Source organism: Flavobacterium litorale, from assembly GCF_019613795.1.
GTDB lineage: Bacteria > Bacteroidota > Bacteroidia > Flavobacteriales > Flavobacteriaceae > Flavobacterium > Flavobacterium litorale.
This window is the reverse complement of sequence record NZ_CP080429.1, coordinates 1949168-1966794: the sequence shown is the minus strand read 5'-3', so window position 1 is coordinate 1966794 and position 17627 is coordinate 1949168. Positions and strand designations below refer to the sequence as shown.

At 37.0% G+C, this 17627-nt stretch carries 16 protein-coding genes; 6 read left to right on the top strand and 10 right to left on the bottom strand.

Features of this window, described 5'->3' with window-relative positions:
* Window positions 1-12: 12 nt before the first annotated feature.
* The gene (locus K1I41_RS08900; RefSeq protein WP_220640007.1) at window positions 13-564 is read right to left on the bottom strand and encodes a hypothetical protein; all 552 of its coding nucleotides are present in this window, start codon (window positions 562-564) and stop codon (window positions 13-15) included.
* 150 nt (window positions 565-714) lie between these two features.
* Between K1I41_RS08900 and K1I41_RS08895 the strand changes: the two genes are divergently transcribed.
* The 5 genes from K1I41_RS08895 (at window position 715) to K1I41_RS08875 (ending at window position 6177) form a co-directional block, all read left to right on the top strand.
* Window positions 715-1242 (top strand): hypothetical protein, encoded by a 528-nt coding sequence (locus K1I41_RS08895; protein ID WP_220640006.1) that lies wholly within the window; start codon window positions 715-717, stop codon window positions 1240-1242.
* Window positions 1243-1276: 34 nt separating this feature from the next.
* The gene (gene recG / locus K1I41_RS08890; RefSeq protein ID WP_220640005.1) at window positions 1277-3367 is read left to right on the top strand and encodes an ATP-dependent DNA helicase RecG; all 2091 of its coding nucleotides are present in this window, start codon (window positions 1277-1279) and stop codon (window positions 3365-3367) included.
* A 109-nt stretch (window positions 3368-3476) separates the two neighbouring features.
* Window positions 3477-4397, top strand: a complete 921-nt coding sequence (locus tag K1I41_RS08885; protein WP_220640004.1) for a mechanosensitive ion channel family protein — start codon at window positions 3477-3479, stop codon at window positions 4395-4397.
* Window positions 4398-4486: 89 nt separating this feature from the next.
* Window positions 4487-5200, top strand: a complete 714-nt coding sequence (locus K1I41_RS08880) for a hypothetical protein (RefSeq protein WP_220640003.1) — start codon at window positions 4487-4489, stop codon at window positions 5198-5200.
* A 326-nt stretch (window positions 5201-5526) separates the two neighbouring features.
* A complete protein-coding gene (locus tag K1I41_RS08875; RefSeq protein WP_220640002.1) occupies window positions 5527-6177 on the top strand; it encodes a hypothetical protein in 651 nt (216 codons plus the stop codon).
* A 71-nt stretch (window positions 6178-6248) separates the two neighbouring features.
* On the opposite strand, the gene rho is transcribed toward K1I41_RS08875, so the two are convergent.
* Window positions 6249-8117, bottom strand: coding sequence for a transcription termination factor Rho (gene rho, locus K1I41_RS08870; protein ID WP_220640001.1), 1869 nt, complete (start codon window positions 8115-8117; stop codon window positions 6249-6251).
* Window positions 8118-8300: 183 nt separating this feature from the next.
* Between rho and K1I41_RS08865 the strand changes: the two genes are divergently transcribed.
* Complete coding sequence (locus K1I41_RS08865) at window positions 8301-8723, top strand: DUF4293 domain-containing protein (protein WP_220640000.1); 423 nt, start codon at window positions 8301-8303, stop codon at window positions 8721-8723.
* A gap of 79 nt (window positions 8724-8802) precedes the next feature.
* Here K1I41_RS08865 and K1I41_RS08860 read toward each other — a convergent pair whose 3' ends face one another.
* The 8 genes from K1I41_RS08860 to K1I41_RS08825 all read right to left on the bottom strand — a co-directional run bounded on the left by K1I41_RS08860 (window position 8803) and on the right by K1I41_RS08825 (window position 17624).
* Window positions 8803-9264, bottom strand: coding sequence for a protease complex subunit PrcB family protein (locus K1I41_RS08860; protein WP_220639999.1), 462 nt, complete (start codon window positions 9262-9264; stop codon window positions 8803-8805).
* The gene (bshA, locus tag K1I41_RS08855; RefSeq protein WP_220639998.1) at window positions 9261-10394 is read right to left on the bottom strand and encodes an N-acetyl-alpha-D-glucosaminyl L-malate synthase BshA; all 1134 of its coding nucleotides are present in this window, start codon (window positions 10392-10394) and stop codon (window positions 9261-9263) included. The genes K1I41_RS08860 and bshA overlap by 4 nt, the downstream gene beginning before the upstream one ends.
* An 89-nt stretch (window positions 10395-10483) precedes the next feature.
* A complete protein-coding gene (locus K1I41_RS08850; RefSeq protein ID WP_220639997.1) occupies window positions 10484-10939 on the bottom strand; it encodes a DUF1801 domain-containing protein in 456 nt (151 codons plus the stop codon).
* Window positions 10940-10974: 35 nt separating this feature from the next.
* A complete protein-coding gene (locus K1I41_RS08845) occupies window positions 10975-13881 on the bottom strand; it encodes a serine hydrolase domain-containing protein (protein WP_220639996.1) in 2907 nt (968 codons plus the stop codon).
* A gap of 89 nt (window positions 13882-13970) precedes the next feature.
* Complete coding sequence (locus tag K1I41_RS08840) at window positions 13971-14453, bottom strand: ABC transporter ATPase (RefSeq protein WP_220639995.1); 483 nt, start codon at window positions 14451-14453, stop codon at window positions 13971-13973.
* Window positions 14454-14463: 10 nt separating this feature from the next.
* Complete coding sequence (locus K1I41_RS08835) at window positions 14464-15258, bottom strand: (Fe-S)-binding protein (protein WP_220639994.1); 795 nt, start codon at window positions 15256-15258, stop codon at window positions 14464-14466.
* A gap of 53 nt (window positions 15259-15311) precedes the next feature.
* Entirely contained in the window at window positions 15312-16643 is a 1332-nt protein-coding gene (locus K1I41_RS08830; protein WP_220639993.1) for a 4Fe-4S dicluster domain-containing protein, read from the bottom strand.
* Between the two features lie 42 nt (window positions 16644-16685).
* The gene (locus K1I41_RS08825) at window positions 16686-17624 is read right to left on the bottom strand and encodes an MlaD family protein (protein WP_220639992.1); all 939 of its coding nucleotides are present in this window, start codon (window positions 17622-17624) and stop codon (window positions 16686-16688) included.
* Between the last annotated feature and the right edge of the window lie 3 nt (window positions 17625-17627).

Here is a 17627-nt window from a genome sequence, read left to right as displayed (position 1 = left end):
AAATATTTTACTTTACTCAACATCACTAAGTTTAAGAGTTTTATCTAACATAGAAACTGCGGTAACAGTCTTAGTGCAATCATTAAGAGTACACCCCGTACAAGATTTTTTATCGGCTTTAGGTATGCAGCCATTTGTGGTAGAGCAAGTTTGACTGGTACAGCTAATACCATCAGCAATAAAAGAACCACCAGAGGATAATGACATAGATATGGTTGATTTATAGTTTGATGTACCAGAGGCTTGAATAAAAACCGTCCCATTATCTTTATATACATCAAGTTTAGTATACGAAGAATTTATTCTATGTATCAAATCTAGATTATAGTTCAAATTATTAATTAAATTCGTTTGATTAGTAATAAATATAAAATCATCATTATCATCAAAATAACCTATGAGTAATTTGCCATCAACATCATGTGTTGATTTTGATGGAATACTGTTGATCATAACAGATTCTTCACTAGATTCAGTAGTCGATGAATCAGTTTCACAAGCTACAAACACTGTTGATAAGATTGCTAATAGAGTTATAAAAACTCCTAAAATTCTTTTTTCCATAATTAAATTTTTAATTGGATTAATAATTCCATAAACCTACAATAAAATTCGTATAATAGTAGACTAAATTGTATTTTTTTATGTGAAAACTTGAAATATAACGTTGGTTAAAAATAATTAAACTAAATTTACTCAACTAAAAAATTTCGTATGAAGAATATACTTGTTAATATATTATTTGCATCAATATGCATAAGCTGTCATTCACAGAAGAGTGGTTCAACCGATGATAGTTGGAGCTTACAAGATGAGGTTAAAATAGCTGATATAATTAAAAATGATATACATTGTATAGTTGATTTAAAAAATATTTTAGATAGAATAAATTTAACATTATCAGAAGATACTCCGCTTTTTGACACAATTAAGTTGAGAAAAGGGACATCTGTCGGTTCAAAAAAAATTCCATTTTATTATTTACATTTAAGCAGTAATGATGTGAATAAACAGATGGTAAGATATGTCGTAAAAAAGGATAATGCATTATATCTGAAAAATGCTAAAGATGATGACAACATATACATGCAATTTTATGTTACTTGTGAAGGTGTCGAGAACTGTTTTCCAAGATTATATTATGAATCAGAAAACCCTGCCTGGATATGTAGGGAAAACCCTACTTGTATTGTAAATACAGATGAAACTAATATTTGCTCTACTTCTGTTACACTTTTCTAATTTATAATTATCTTCGTGTTTCAAACTGACTCGCATGGAAACTCCTATAGAATACCTTAAGGGTGTAGGACCTGCACGTGGCGATTTGTTACGCAAGGAGTTGGGTATTCATAAATACGCCGATTTACTCCATTTATTTCCGAATAGGTACATCGACCGTACGCGCTACTATAAAATTAACGAACTGCAACAAAGCAGTGCCGAGGTACAAATTGTAGGTAAGGTAATTAACATTAAAACGGTTGAGCAAAAGCGTGGCAAGCGTATGGTTGCTAAGTTTGTAGACGATACAGGCGAAATGGAGTTGGTATGGTTTCAGGGGCAAAAATGGATACGGGAAAACCTAAAAATAAACATACCGTATGTGGTATTTGGCAAATGCAATGCATTTAATGGTATGTTTAGTATGGTGCACCCCGAAATGGAACTGCTAACCGAACACGAAAGTAGCCTACGTAGTGCCATGCAACCCCTATACCCCAGTACCGAAAAGCTAACGCAACGTGGTATTACCAATAAGGTAATGAATAAAATGGTACAGCAGCTATTTGTAGAAACGCAGGCAAGGTTTGGCGAAACATTACCACCAAACCTACTAGATGAGCTACAGCTTATACCCAAAAATGCAGCACTATTTAATATTCATTTCCCTAAGAGCAACGATGTATTGGCAAAAGCGCAGTTTAGGCTAAAGTTTGAGGAACTGTTTTTTATACAGCTGCAACTTATCTCTAAAAACCTCATCCGTAAGCATAAAATAAAGGGGCATCCGTTTACCAGTGTAGGCAACTATTTTAACGATTTTTACGAGAATCATTTACCGTTTGCACTTACTAATGCCCAAAAAAGAGTAATTAAAGAGATAAGGAATGATATGGGCAACCCTGCCCAAATGAATCGTTTGCTACAAGGCGATGTAGGCTCGGGTAAAACAATAGTTGGCTTTATGAGCATGCTTTTAGCGTTAGATAATGGTTTCCAGGCCTGCTTAATGGCACCTACCGAAATACTGGCAAACCAACACTACACAGGGCTACAAGAGCTTGCCGAACCCATGGGTATTACCATACAACTATTAACAGGTTCAACTAAAACTTCTGAGCGGAATGTAATACACGAAGCCCTGCTAGATGGCAGCCTTAACATAATTATTGGCACACACGCATTACTAGAAGACAAAGTGCAGTTTAACAACTTAGGGCTTGCTATTATAGACGAGCAACATCGTTTTGGTGTAGAACAACGCAGTAAACTATGGCGTAAAAACGAAATACCTCCACACGTATTGGTAATGACGGCAACACCAATACCCCGTACATTGGCTATGAGCTTGTATGGCGACTTGGATATTTCGATTATTGATGAATTACCTCCAGGACGTAAACCCATAAAAACCGTACATCGTTATGATAGTAATAGGCTAAAAGTTTGGGCTTTTTTACGTGAAGAAATTGCAAAAGGCAGGCAGGTATATATTGTGTACCCACTAATTGAGGAAAGCGATAAAATGGACTATAAAGATTTGATGGATGGGTACGAAAGCATTTCGCGCGACTTTCCGTTGCCACAGTATAGCGTAAGCATTGTACACGGACGAATGAAACCTGCAGAAAAGGATAGTGAGATGGAACGTTTTGCCAAAGGTAAAACCAATATTATGGTAGCTACTACGGTAATAGAGGTAGGTGTTAACGTACCCAATGCCAGCGTTATGGTTGTAGAAAGTGCCGAGCGTTTCGGGTTGAGCCAACTACACCAACTACGTGGGCGTGTGGGGCGTGGTGCTGAACAAAGCTATTGTATATTAATGACAAGCCACAAACTGAGTAACGACAGTAAAACCCGTATGGAAACAATGGTACGCACTAACGATGGTTTTGAAATTGCCGAAGTAGATTTAAAACTACGTGGCCCTGGCGATATTATGGGCAAGCAACAAAGCGGGGTACTTAACCTACAAATAGCCGATTTAGTTAAGGATAAGGAAATTCTTGGGTTGGCACGCCACCATGCTATCAAATTATTGAAAGAAGATGCCGCCCTAGCCAAACTAGAGCATGCTGCCACACGACGCACTTTTATAGCGATTAGTAAGAAAAAAAGCATCTGGAATTATATATCCTAGCATAAAAGTACACCTATAGAACAAGGTTAAAACTATTATAATGTTGTAGCGATTTTCCGTAACATTTTCTAGCTTAGCCGTAAAATAGAGCAAATTTAATTTTTTTTACATGGAATTTAACGTTACTGATATTTCAGAACTCATTACCGAGAAACTAAGCAACTGGGCAGAAACACTAATTGGTATTCTACCCAATTTGGTTTTAGCAGTAATAATAGTAGTTATTGGCTTTTTTGTAGCAAAATGGATTAAAAAATGGTCGTTACGCTTCATCAGAAAAGTGTCCCATAACATTACGCTAAACAACCTATTTGCTTCTATAATTTATTTCATTTTTATAGGTATAGTTATATTTACAGCACTTACCATACTCAACCTCGATAAAGCAGTTTCTACTGCACTTGCAGGAGCTGGTATACTTGGTTTGGCATTAGCGTTTGCCTTTCAGGATATTGCAGCCAACTTTATGTCGGGTATTTTTATATCATTCAGAAAACCTGTAAAAGTAGGCGATGTTGTAGAAGTAAAAGATTATATGGGTAAAGTAATAGAAGTTAACCTACGCGATACTGTTATACGTACGTTTGAGGGACAGACTGTTATAATACCCAACAAAGATGTATTCCAAAACCCTATAGAGAATTATTCGCATTTGGGTAAACGTCGTTTCGATTTAAGCGTAGGCGTATCATACGGAGATGATTTAGAAAAAGTGAAAGAAGTTACACTTAACGCAGTAAAAAACATTAAAGAGTTATCCAAAAGTAAAGGGGACGAAACAACAATGTTTTTTGAGGAGTTTGGCGATAGTTCTATCAACTTTACCATACGAATGTGGATAAGCGATCCTGAGCAAATTACCTATAAAAAAGTAGGTAGTCAGGCGATTATGAACATTAAGAAAGCCTACGACGATAATGATATTATGATACCTTTCCCAATACGTACATTGGACTTTGGCATTAAAGGTGGCGAGAAACTAAGCGAAATGCAAGTAAATATTGCTGACGGTAAAAATTTAGATAGTTAGATTAAAATTTTATGATTTAAGTAAAAAAGCAACAAATAGTTATTTTTTTTACTTTTATTTACAAAATAAATCAATACATCTAAATACTTATGAAAAAAATAGTATGCGTAATTGCAATTATCTTAATTAGTATAACAGCTACTGCTCAAAAGAAAAAAGTGGCCGTTGTTACGTTTTATGCCGATAAACAGATAGACATGAAAGATGTTGGCATGGACGGTGCTGCCTTAATAGCAGAACTATTGGACGACCCAACATTTAACTTACAACCATTGGTTGATAAATTTCATGACAAGTTTTTTAACGATTATGCCAAGAAATTTCCGTTTGAACTGGTATCAGAAGCAACTGTAACTGGAAATACTGAGTACCAAAGTTTTAAACCTGAGCATGCTCCAGGACATGAAGCAGGGAGCTATGTAGTAGCAGAAGGATATACCGCTATTAATCACAATTATGGCAAAAATAACGAAACAGAGCTACTTAAGATATTTAATGATGTAGATGGAATAATGTTTGTATTCATAACCTTCGAAATGAATAAAGGTTTTGGTATAGGTGGCACCGCAACTACCAAAATGAGAGCATACACCAATATAGTACTCTACAACAAAGCGGGTAAAAAAGTATTCACCATTAACGAAAATGCAAACTCCAAAAAAACAGGTGTAATGGTTGGAGGTGTACCCGTAATGAAACCCGAAAAACTACTGCCGATGTGCGAAAGTGCACTGGATAAGCTAATGAAAGACCTTGATAAAAGGATAGCAAAAATTACTAAAAAGAGTGACAAAAAACTATAAATAAAAAAGGCTGTGTAATACAGCCTTTTTTATTGCATTTAATTATTTTAACTTTATATGGGATATTGAGATTAATACTTTGATGCCATACCCAAAATAATTGCTTCCAATTTATACTACCTTAATTTTTACCCAAGCGTACTATATAAGTTCCTATCAGTATCCACATAAATACATTATAGTATATAACTTATAAATATTGGCTTTATTTTTGCAAGATAAGAAACTAGTAACATAACCTAATAAATTTAGTAAACCATAAAACACCTAAATGTATAGCAAAAAGTAATACATTTTTTGTTATTTTGCTTATTATTCAGCGCATTATGAAAAAAGTTTTTCTTTTTATATTCTTGGTTTTTGCAACCATTAACGTTGAAGCCCAGTTTGATAGCAACACGGGTAGCATATCTGTACCCAAAGGCGAAACTACTACCCCAAATACACCGTCTGTAACTACAGCGAGCCCTTTTAAGGATAACGAACCCAACCTACCATCGTATATAAAACCTTATGTGGTGGGTGCAAACAATAACGATGATAATTTTAGTATGTACCAGAAAGACGAGTTTGTAAACCGTAGTAGTGAGTACATGGATAGAGTGAAAATAAAACGCAGAGGAGAATCGAACGAGGCATATAAAGGCAACCAGTTTTTTGGTGAACACAGGAGTAATGCCGTATTTGTGCGGGTAATGGCGCGGGATTTTGAATATGAGGATGGCGATAGGATTAAAGTTATGGTAAACGACCGCGTTGTAGTACCCGAAATTGTATTAACTAATAATTTTAGGGGCGTACAGATAACATTAGAGCCTGGTTTTAATAAAATAGATTTTGTGGCACTTAACCAAGGAACATCGGGTCCTAATACTGCCGAGTTTAGGGTACACGATGATAAAGATCAATTGGTATCATCAAACCAATGGAATCTTGCTACGGGTTTTAAAGCAACCGTAATTATAGTAAAAGAATAATATAAATATTACTTCCAAAAAAAGCCCACTCTACAGAGTGGGCTTTTTTTATATACAATTAGTCGTTTTAATTAACCATCATTCATAGATAGTAAAAACTCCTCGTTGTTTCTTGTTTTCTTAAAGCGCTCGTTAATAAAGTCCATAGCCTCAACAGGATTCATATCGGCAAGGTACTTACGCATTATCCACATGCGTTGTATTGTTTTATCATCAAGCAGTATATCATCTCTACGGGTACTCGACGATGTAAGGTCGATAGCAGGGAAAATACGTCGGTTGGATATTTTTCTATCCAACTGTAACTCCATATTACCTGTACCTTTAAACTCTTCAAAAATAACCTCATCCATTTTAGAGCCTGTATCAGTAAGTGCGGTAGCAATAATACTTAACGAACCGCCCCCCTCTATATTACGGGCTGCACCAAAAAAGCGTTTTGGTTTTTGTAAGGCATTTGCATCTACACCACCACTTAGTACTTTGCCCGATGCAGGTTGTACCGTATTATAAGCTCTGGCAAGGCGCGTAATAGAATCTAACAAAATTACTACATCATGCCCGCACTCTACAAGGCGTTTTGCTTTTTCCAGAACAATGTTAGCCACCTTTACATGGCGGTCGGCAGGTTCATCAAAAGTAGAGGCAATAACCTCTCCCCTAACACTACGCTGCATATCGGTAACCTCCTCTGGGCGTTCATCAATCAGTAAAACAATAAGGTATACTTCTGGATGGTTTGCCGCTATAGAGTTAGCTATATCCTTAAGTAACATGGTTTTACCTGTTTTAGGTTGTGCTACTATCATACCACGCTGCCCTTTACCTATAGGCGAAAACAAATCGATAATGCGTGTAGATATGGTACTTTGCCTTTCGGCAAGATTAAATTTTTCTTCTGGGAAAAGTGGCGTAAGGTGCTCAAACGAAACCCTATCACGCACTACTTGTGGGTCGTGTCCATTTATTTTTAGTACACGTACAAGTGGAAAGTATTTCTCGCCCTCTTTTGGCGGACGTACTACTCCTTTAACGGTATCGCCAGTTTTAAGACCAAAAAGGCGTATTTGCGAATTGGATAAATAAATATCATCGGGAGATGCTAAATAATTATAATCTGACGAACGTAAAAAACCATACCCATCAGGCATCATTTCCAATACACCTTCACTCTCTATAATACCATCAAACTCATAATCAGGTTCACGAAAATTCTGTTTCTTATTTTGCACACCTTGATTGTTCTGGTTGTTTTGGTTATTCTGGTTGTTTTGGTTGTTTTGGTTTTTCTTGTAACTCGGATGGTTAGGATTGTTTGCATTAGCACGTTCTATTTGTGCTTGGCGCTCCTCCTCCGTAAGTCTTGGTTTTTTATTAGTATCAGAAGCATCAGGCTTATTATCCTTTACAGGCGTTGTTTTGCGTCTGCTATCCTTTTTATCTGCATTATCAACATCCTTAACAGGTACAGTTTCATTTTTTGCAGGTGTTGCTTGCTTAGCTGTAACCTCTTCTTTATTATCCGTAGTAGCTTCGGCTGCTTTACTGTCTGCTTTTGCTACTCTAGGTCTGCGAGCAGGTGTTGCTTTTTCTTCGGTAGCTGGTTTTACCTCTTCGGTAACTGCATCTTCTTTTACAACCACAGGCTTTTTATCAGCAGTTTTCTCTGTCTGTTTCTTTGCAACAGGAGTAGCTTTAACCGTTTTAGTTGTTCGTGTTCTTTTTGGTTTTACAGGCTCAGCATCAGTAGCTGGTTTGGTTTCAGCATCCGTTTCATCAAAAAGTGGTTTTATCACTTCTGGGTCGGCAGCCTGTTGGTCTAAAATCTGGTAAATTAAATCATCTTTTTTTAAACCTCTGTACTTGCTTATTTTTGCTTTTTTAGCAATTTCCTGAAGCTCAGGAAGCTTCATTTCTTTTAGTTCAGAAATATCAAACATTTATATTTTTGGTTAAATTTAGTGTAGTGTGTTCAAAATGTGGTAGGGTTCTTTTTTTGAAGGTATAACTATTCTTAGAATGAAGTAGTTGCGAATAGCTTTTGCAATAATACAAAATTTATTTATAGTTGCAATAGTATTTTTTAAAAAGAAAGCATATTTTTGTGGAGCAAATTTGCAAGAATGTTACAGAGAATACAAACCGTATATTTACTAATCGCTTTTATTGCATCAGGGGTACTTCCCTTTCTATTTCCGCTATGGATAGATGAAACTGGTGCAGATTATTATTTTTTGAATAATGTTGCTTTTATAGCCTTGTTTGGAGGTAGCACAACATTAAGCGCAGTAAGTATACTGATGTACAAAAATAGAAAAAATCAGTTTGTGATGGGCAGGCTGAACATAATATTAAATTTAATTTTATTAGGATTATTCGTTTACAAGTCGCTAAGCTTATCCGGAGAAACAGCATCTGAAAGTGGTGTTTCTGAGAAGGGTATTGGGTTGATTCTCCCTATTGTTTCTATCGTTTTTATAAGCCTTGCCAATAGGGCTATCAAGAAGGACGAAGAACTCGTAAAATCAGTAGACCGATTACGATAAACCTTTTAACTTAGTTTATTAGTGCGAAAAAAACCAGACTTTATAAGTCTGGTTTTTTATTTTACTACAATTGGTAAATTTATTTCTGTGTACTAAATCCGTCTTGAATGTACATAACAGCCACTTTCTCCGTTTTTGGTATAATAGCTACACAATACGGTGATGTTAGTGCCATGGTAACCGCTTGGTCTTTTTTAGGCTCAGTTGCTTTGGCTAATACTATTACTTTACTAGTATCGTCGCCATCAAATACTACTTTTTTAATAGTTACGCTATAACCACCATTACGCTTTTGTCCTAAAAATACTGCTATTACATTATTCTTAGTAAAATCAACTTCTGGCACATCGGCTACGTTAAGTTGTTTATAAAGCTGTTCCAGTTCTTGTTGGTTTCTTGCGGTTTGGTTGGCTGGTATTTCTCTACCGCCATGGGCTTCTTCTTTCAGAATTGTAAAGGGTAAACTGCCATTAGCATCTTTCTTGCTTTTGCAGCTTACTAACATACCTATTAATACCGTTAAAATTAATGCTTTTTTCATATTAGTTGTTTTAGTGCTTTTCTGTATAATCGTTCGTACAATGGCATCACGTTTTTAATATCAAATTCTTCTGCCACTTTTATAGCATTCGATTTAAATTTGTACAATACGTCATCATCAGAGAGTATTTCTATCGCTTTTTTCGCCATATATTCCGTATCGCCTACGTTGCCCAAATAACCTGAGTAACCTTCTCGGTTTACCTCGGGTAACCCTCCGCTATTGGTAGATATTACAGGAACGCCGCATGCCATAGCCTCGAGTGCTGCAAGACCAAAACTCTCGGTTTCCGAAGGTAGTAAGAACAAATCAGTATAACATAATATTTTATCTACCTCATCGCTATTTCCAAAAAAGATAACTTTATCGGTAATACCAAGCTCATCGCATAATGCCTCAGCAGGTTCTTTTTCGGGACCATCGCCTACCATCATGAGTTTTACAGACATGGTTTTCTGTATTTCGTAAAATATCTTAATAACATCTGGAATACGTTTAACTTTCCTGAAGTTACTAATGTGGGTTACTATTTTTTGTGCCTCGGTAGCCATAATGTGGCGGTGGCACTCTGTAGTAGTATCTACCCGCTTTCTATCTATTTCTATAAAATTAGGTATTACGGTAATATCACGTTTTATATCAAAAAGACGGTAGGTCTCATCTTTTAAATCTTGCGATACGGACGTTACCACATCCGAATGGTTAATACTAAAACTTACGGCTGGCTTATAGGTGGGGTGATTACCTACCAACGTAATATCGGTACCGTGCAGCGTGGTTACCATAGGGATATGTATGCCTTGCTCTTTTAGCATTTTTTTAGCCATATAACCTGCATAGGCATGCGGAATGGCATAGTGTACGTGCAACAGCTCTATACCATATAGTTTAACCATATCTACCAATTTACTGGATAGTGCTAGCTCATACGGTTGGTAATGGAATAATGGATATTCGGGCACGTGTACTTCGTGGAAAAATATATTAGGGTTTAATAACGCTAAGCGTACGGGTTGCCTATAGGTTATAAAGTGTATTTCGTGTCCTCGGCGTGCTAACTCCAAACCAAGTTCGGTAGCTACTACGCCACTACCACCAAAGGTAGGATAACATACTATTGCAATTTTCATAAATGGTATAATGAGGTAACGAATTTAATTAAAAAAAACAGGCTAACATTGTTTTTAGCTTTAATTAACGGATATAAAGCTATAGCAGTTTACGATTTTATATTAGCCTCGTAAGTAGCAATCCATTGTTGTGGTGTTACTTTGCGTATCAATTCGGCTATCAGCTCAAAAGGTATAGCCTCTGGTTTTTTAAATCGGATGCAACTCTTACCCATATCCAACTTGTACTTACTATGTTTAGGAAATTCTGCCACAAACCAATCCAACAACTCTTTATTGGCATAAATACCCATATGGTATAATGCAATAAAGTTTTTTTGTGAGGCTATATTTAAAAATGGTAATGGCATTTCGGGCTTGCAATGATATCCTGCGGGGTATAACGAATGCGGTACTACATAACCCAACATACCATAATTCATTTCCTCTTTAAAACCTTTAGGCAAATTTTCAAGAATGGTGGCACGCAATTTTTCCATAGCAGGTTTTCTGTCTTCTGGCAGTGCTTCCATATAAGCATCGGGTGTGGTAGCTGTAGATTGCATATTGTGTATGTTTTGGGTTTATTGCAGTATGCAAATTAATCTATAATCGACTCTTGTATTACTTTTTGTATGTCTTCTCTAATATCATTTTTAGAAAGCTTATTTACACCTGATTCTGGATAGGTTCTGTTGGACAGAAAAACATATATTATTTCTGTTTCAGGGTCTGCCCATGTCATCGTACCTGTAAAGCCTGTATGCCCAAAACTATCGAGCGATACACAACCGCAGGTGGGTCCTACATCATCAATTTGAGGCTTATCTAACCCCAGCCCCCTCCTATTACCTTCCTTACAGGCATAGCATACATTAAAGGCATTAAAAGTTTTCTCAGAAAAATAACGCTTACCGCCATAAGTACCTTTGTTGAGGTAGAGCTGCATTATTTTGGCAACATCCATAGTATTTGAGAATATGCCTGCATGACCGCCAACTCCATCTTGCATGGCTGCTGCCATATCGTGTACATACCCTTGTATGGTTTGATGGCGAAAATAAGTATCTATCTCCGTAGGCGGAATAATACACATATCGAACTTTCGTAACGGATTGTAAGTAGTGTACGACGCGCCTATTGGTTTGTAAAAATTGGTTTCGCTTAATTTGTCTAGCCTTTTACCTGTAACCTGCTCCAAATATTTTTTTAAGATGATAAACGTAAAATCGCTGTACTTGTACTTCTTTTTAGGAAGTAACTTGCTGTTGGCAATACGCGCAATAATGGTATCGGGGTAGTCCTTACGGATGTATAGATTTTCGGCTACTTGGTACGGAAAGTCGTGACTGTATGTTTTTCTGTAATACAATTCGTCTGGACGATTTAAACTATCCAGTGTTTTTTTGTAAAACGGTAACCAAGGCTTAAAACGCGCTTGGTGCAGTAGCATATCTTCTAACGTGATGTTCTTTTTATTGGTATTCGAAAATACTTTTAACATTTTGCCCAACTTGGTATTTAAGGTTAGGTTTCCTTTATCGTAAACCTGCATAAGACTGGGCAATGTAGCCAGTATTTTAGTGAGCGAGGCTACATCGTAAATATCGGAGTTTTTTACAGGCATGTCATTATCATAGGTATGGTAACCGAATGATTTTTGATAGAATACTTTTCCTTTACGTGCAACCAATACCTGAATTCCAGGCGTCATTTTTTCGTTAATAGCTCTGCTAGCAATTAAATCAATATTGGTTAGCATTGCAGCATCTACCCCTACATTATTTGGGGTAGTAAAACCCAAGCGTCCTAAACTTTTAGTAGCCAATCCGTCGTTAACCGTAAAGGCATCTCCTACAGATACAGGTATTTTACCTTTAGCACCTAATGCGCCAAAAACAATTTGCGCAGCCACCGTTTGGGCAATGGTGTTGTTTTGGTATGCTAGTACTAAACCATCTATAGCACTAAAATCTTTAATATCAAGTAAGCTATATGGTTTTGCAAATACGGTAAGTATAACCCGCTTTTGTTGGGCTATTGTATTTAGCCACATTAATTCTTCTTGAGTAAAATCGTGATTTTTCCATGCGCCATCAGGTTTATGATAGCCTATAATTACGGTGCTATAGGGCTGTAAATGTTCCATAAGGTGTTGGATATTCTCCTCATTTACCTCAGTAACTTCGGTATATTTTTGCAATGTAGTTAAATAATCCGAACCATCATCGTCACCCATTTTTACATAGGCTATCTTTTCGTTCTCTAAATGCTGAATGGGAATAAGTTGCTGCTGGTTTTTTAGTACTGTAACAGCTTCTTCATACAAGTTGTAACTTAAATCATCGAAATGATGTGCATTTAAATCATTATATAAATTATCGAGTATAATGGGTTTATAATTAGTAAGCCCTGCCCTGTATTTATAGGCTAATATTTTTTTTACCGAATAAGCCAACCGAGCTTCGGTTAAAATACCATTATCATAATAGGCTTCACGAAGACGCTCTATCGCTACAGGCACATTTTCCGAAAAAAGTAACACATCGTTACCTGCCAAAAAGGCTTCAAGGTCTATGTCGCCTGGCTCCATATAACTGCTAGCCCCTTTCATGTTTAAGGCATCTGTAAAAATAAGCCCTTCAAAACCAAGTTCTTTTTGTACAATATTGGTAACTACGTTGTATGATAACGATGTTGGGTAGTTGGGTTTTGGCTCTATACTAGGTACATTTAAATGTGCTACCATAATACTAGCTAGCCCTTCTTTAAAAAGCTCTCTGTACGGATAAAACTCTATACTTTGTAACCGTTCTTTAGTAAAAGGCAAATGGGGTAACGAGTGGTGAGAGTCGGTAGCGGTATCGCCATGCCCCGGGAAGTGTTTTCCTGTTGCGTATACACCTTGGCTTTGCAAGCCACGCATCATAGCCAGTGCACGCTTGGTAACATTAAATTTATCTTCGCCAAACGAGCGGTTACCAATAATTGGGTTTAGTGGGTTGGTATTAACATCTAACACAGGTGCAAAATTAAAATGAATGCCCATTCGGTTGGACTGTATGCCCATTTGCTGCCCCATAGTTTCTATTAAATCGAGATTTTGCACTGCACCCAACGTCATATTCCAAGGGTAACGGTACGTAGAGTCCAAACGCATGCTTAACCCCCACTCGGCATCAATACCTATAAATAGTGGTGTTTCTGATTGAGATTGGTAACGATTGGTTAGTTTTGCTTGGCGTATGGGTCCGCCCTGAAAAAAGATGAGTCCGCCTACTTTATATTTAGTTATTAGCGTATCTATACTATTTATGTGTGCCGAATCTTTATTGGAGTAGGCTGCAACCATAAACAACTGTCCTACTCGTTCCTCAAACGAAAAAGAATTGTATAAACTGTCTACCCATTGTTTTTCTGCTGGTGTTTTGTAATTGTTAAAAACCTTATCCTGCTGTGCAAAAATGAGCTGAATACTTAAGAGAAAAAATAATAGGATTAACCGCATATATAGTTGTTTTTATAAATAACAAAACACCACTACGGTAAAGCCATAATGATGATTTTAAATTGTGAGAGGTACTAAATGTACTACTTTTAAAAGAAACGGCTGTGCCAACTTTCACCAGCAGGAACTTCCCAAAAATCTTGCCATTCGCCTACTGTATTTACAAGATTATTAAATACAATTGTATCTGCGGTAACAGCTTTGTTTTTAGCCATCTTTTTAAAATCGAGAAGTGACTTGTGGGCAATGTGCTCACCCGATTTAAAGGTTACATTCATTTTATCCAGCAACGATATATCGTATTGCTTTTCTAGCTCTTGTATAAAATGTACCGATGCATCTATGGAGCAACCTGTAGCTTGCTGACCGTCCTGATTTACGGCAAGTATAATAAAACGGTTGTGTTTTGTAATAAAAGAGGCTTCTAGCCCTGTGCCGTGTGCAGCCCAATTATCTACAAAGGTTTTTAATGCCTCTTCAATAGCTGTTACTTCTGTATCCGAGAGCTTGCGATTGGATTGGTATATCCAAATTCGTGCATGCTCGGGTAATGTTTCAAATGGAACGTACATACGTTATTTTTTATAAATCTTGTGCATTGGCAATTAACTCAGCAACATCCATAACAGCAACATCTGCTTCGCGGTTTTTAGCCTTAACGCCATCGGTTAGCATGGTATTGCAAAACGGGCATCCCGCAGCAATTATTTCTGGCTGGGTTTCTAGTGCTTCCTCTGTTCGTTCTACGTTTACGTCTTTACTTCCTGGCTCTGGCTCTTTAAACATTTGTGCGCCTCCTGCACCACAACAAAGTCCGTTTCGGCGTGAGCGTTTCATCTCTACCAATTCGGCGTCTAATTTTTGTATCAAATCGCGTGGAGCTTCGTATATATCGTTGGCACGCCCTAGGTAACAAGGGTCGTGAAATGTAATTTTCTTTCCTTTAAATTGCCCGCCTTGTATGCTTAGTCTACCATCGTCTAATAACGATTTTAAAAATTCAGTATGGTGCACTACTTCGTATTTTCCGCCTAAGCCTGGATATTCGTTTTTTATGGTATTAAAACAGTGTGGGCAAGCCGTTACTATTTTTTTTACTTCGTATCCGTCCAGTACTTGTATGTTCATCATTGCCTGCATCTGGAATAAAAATTCGTTTCCAGCTCGTTTTGCAGGGTCGCCTGTACAGCCTTCTTCAGTACCTAATACGGCAAAGGGTACATTAGCACGATTTAATAGGCGTACAAATGCTTTTGTTATTCTTTTGGCTCTATCATCAAAGCTACCCGAGCAACCTACCCAAAATAATACTTCTGGGGTTTGTCCTTGTGCTAGCATTTCTGCCATTGTAGGAACTTTCAATTCTTCTTGACTCATATCCTTAAATCATTCATACCACAATTATTATTACTAATAATTATGCCGTTTTATTATTGTTCGTCTTTCCAGTTTAACCTATCCATTTGGTTGTACTGCCATGGTGCACCGTTGTTTTCTATATTCGTCATCATACCGTTTAGCTCGGCAGGTGCTGCACTTTGCTCCATTACTAGGTATTTACGCATATCCATGATAATAGAAAGCGGGTCGATATTAACGGGGCAAGCCTCTACACAACCGTTGCACGATGTGCATGCCCATAGCTCTTCTGGTGTTATATAGTCGTTTAGTAACGATTTACCATCGTCTACAAACGTACCTTTATTTTTATCGATATTCTTACCTACCTCCTCTAGCCTATCGCGCGTATCCATCATAATTTTACGTGGCGATAGTTTTTTACCTGTAGTATTTGCAGGACATTCCGATGTACAACGTCCGCACTCTGTACAGGTATAGGCATTCATAAGTTGTACCCAATTCAAATCCTGTACATCGCTTGCTCCAAACTTTTCAGGTACTGCTCCTTCTTCAGCAGGTGGGGCAGCAGCAAAGGGGTCAGCATTCGGATCCATCATCAATTTAACCTCTTTAGTAACGGCTGCTGAATTTTCAAACTGTCCTTTAGGTTTTAGGTTAGCGTAATATGTATTTGGGAACGCTAATAGTATGTGTAAGTGTTTTGAATAGTATAGGTAATTCATGAAAATTAAAATACCTATAATATGCAACCACCAAGTAATACGCTCCACCATAACTACGGTTTCTACCGACATTCCTTCAAATAGTGGTGCTATAAAGCTCGAAATCGGGAAAGCTCCTGCTTGTATGTAATGGTTGGCTCCTGCCATTTGTAAATGATAATCGGCAGCATTCATCGTTAGGAATAGTACCATCAATACAACCTCAAAATAAAGGATGTAGTTACCGTCGTTTTTAGGCCATCCTTTAAGGTCGTTATGTGCAAAACGCCATAGTTTTATTGCGTTTCGGCGTAACCAGAAAATTATTACAGATACTAGTACGGCAAAAGCCAATATCTCGAAAAAACCTATTAAAAAGCTGTAGCCTCCGCCTAAAAAGGCGAATACTCTGTGTGTACCAAACACACCATCAATTATAATTTCTAGTAATTCGATGTTTATGATAACAAAACCAACGTATACTATTATGTGCAGGAAGCCCGATACGGGTCGGCGTACCATTTTAGATTGCCCTAAGGCAATCATAGCCATGTTTTTCCAACGTTCGCTTGGGTTATCAGTTCGGTTTACATCCTTACCTAACTTTATATTACGCATTAACTTTTTTACATTCAATGCAAAATAGCCAAAACCTGCTGCGAGGATTAAAACAAATAAAATATTATCAATATAACTCATATTTACTATAAAGGTGACTGAATAATGCTAAATACAAATTTATTATTCCTTTTCAACATACGGTCTGTTTTTTCTGCCAAAAACGGAGAAATGCACATATCTTTTCGGATTATTCTTCATATCTGCCAATAATTCCTTCAATTCTTTCGATGCTCCATTTAAATTATCGTACATCTCTTCATCCTTAAGTAATTTACCCATAGTGCCTTTACCCGATTGTAAATCGGCAAGTAAATTATCTACGTTACCCATGGTATTTTCTAACTGGCGTACTGCTCTGGATAAATCTTCTGCATTGATAGAATCGGTTATTTGTGCAATATTGGTTGCCGCTTTATTCATGCTTTCAAACGTACCATCTATATTCTTTTCGTTTTTAGCTAACATTTTGTTTACAGAACGTGTGGTAGCACTAATATCGCGCATTGTATTACTTAGATTTTTAATAGCATCACGCAGGCTTGCTTTAGAATCAGAATCAAGCACTTCGTTTACATTTCTTAAAAGGCTATCTGCCGATACTACTGTAGCTTCTACTTTATTTTGTAATGGCACTAGCTTATCGCTCATTATCGAAAGCATGCCTGGCTCTACACCACTAGTAAAATAGTCGCCATCCTCAGCAGGTGTCGGGTTTTTAAAATCAGGATGTATTGCAATTTGCTTTCCACCTACCAAACTTGGGTCGTATAAAACAGCACTACTTGTTTTAGAGATAGAAAAATCGTTATTTTCTATTTGCATCGTTACTAACAAATGCCCTTTTTTCTCTGGAGCTATAGCAGTTACTTTGCCTATTACCAATCCATTTAATGTTACTGGTGCAGATGGCGAAAGCCCCTCTACGTTATCGTATACTACATAATACGTTTTATAGGAGTTAAATAAGTCTTTCCCTTTAAGAAAACTATACCCCCAAATAAATACTAGTACTGCGCCTATTACTAATATTGCCGTTTTTACTTCTCTAGATACTTTCAAAAT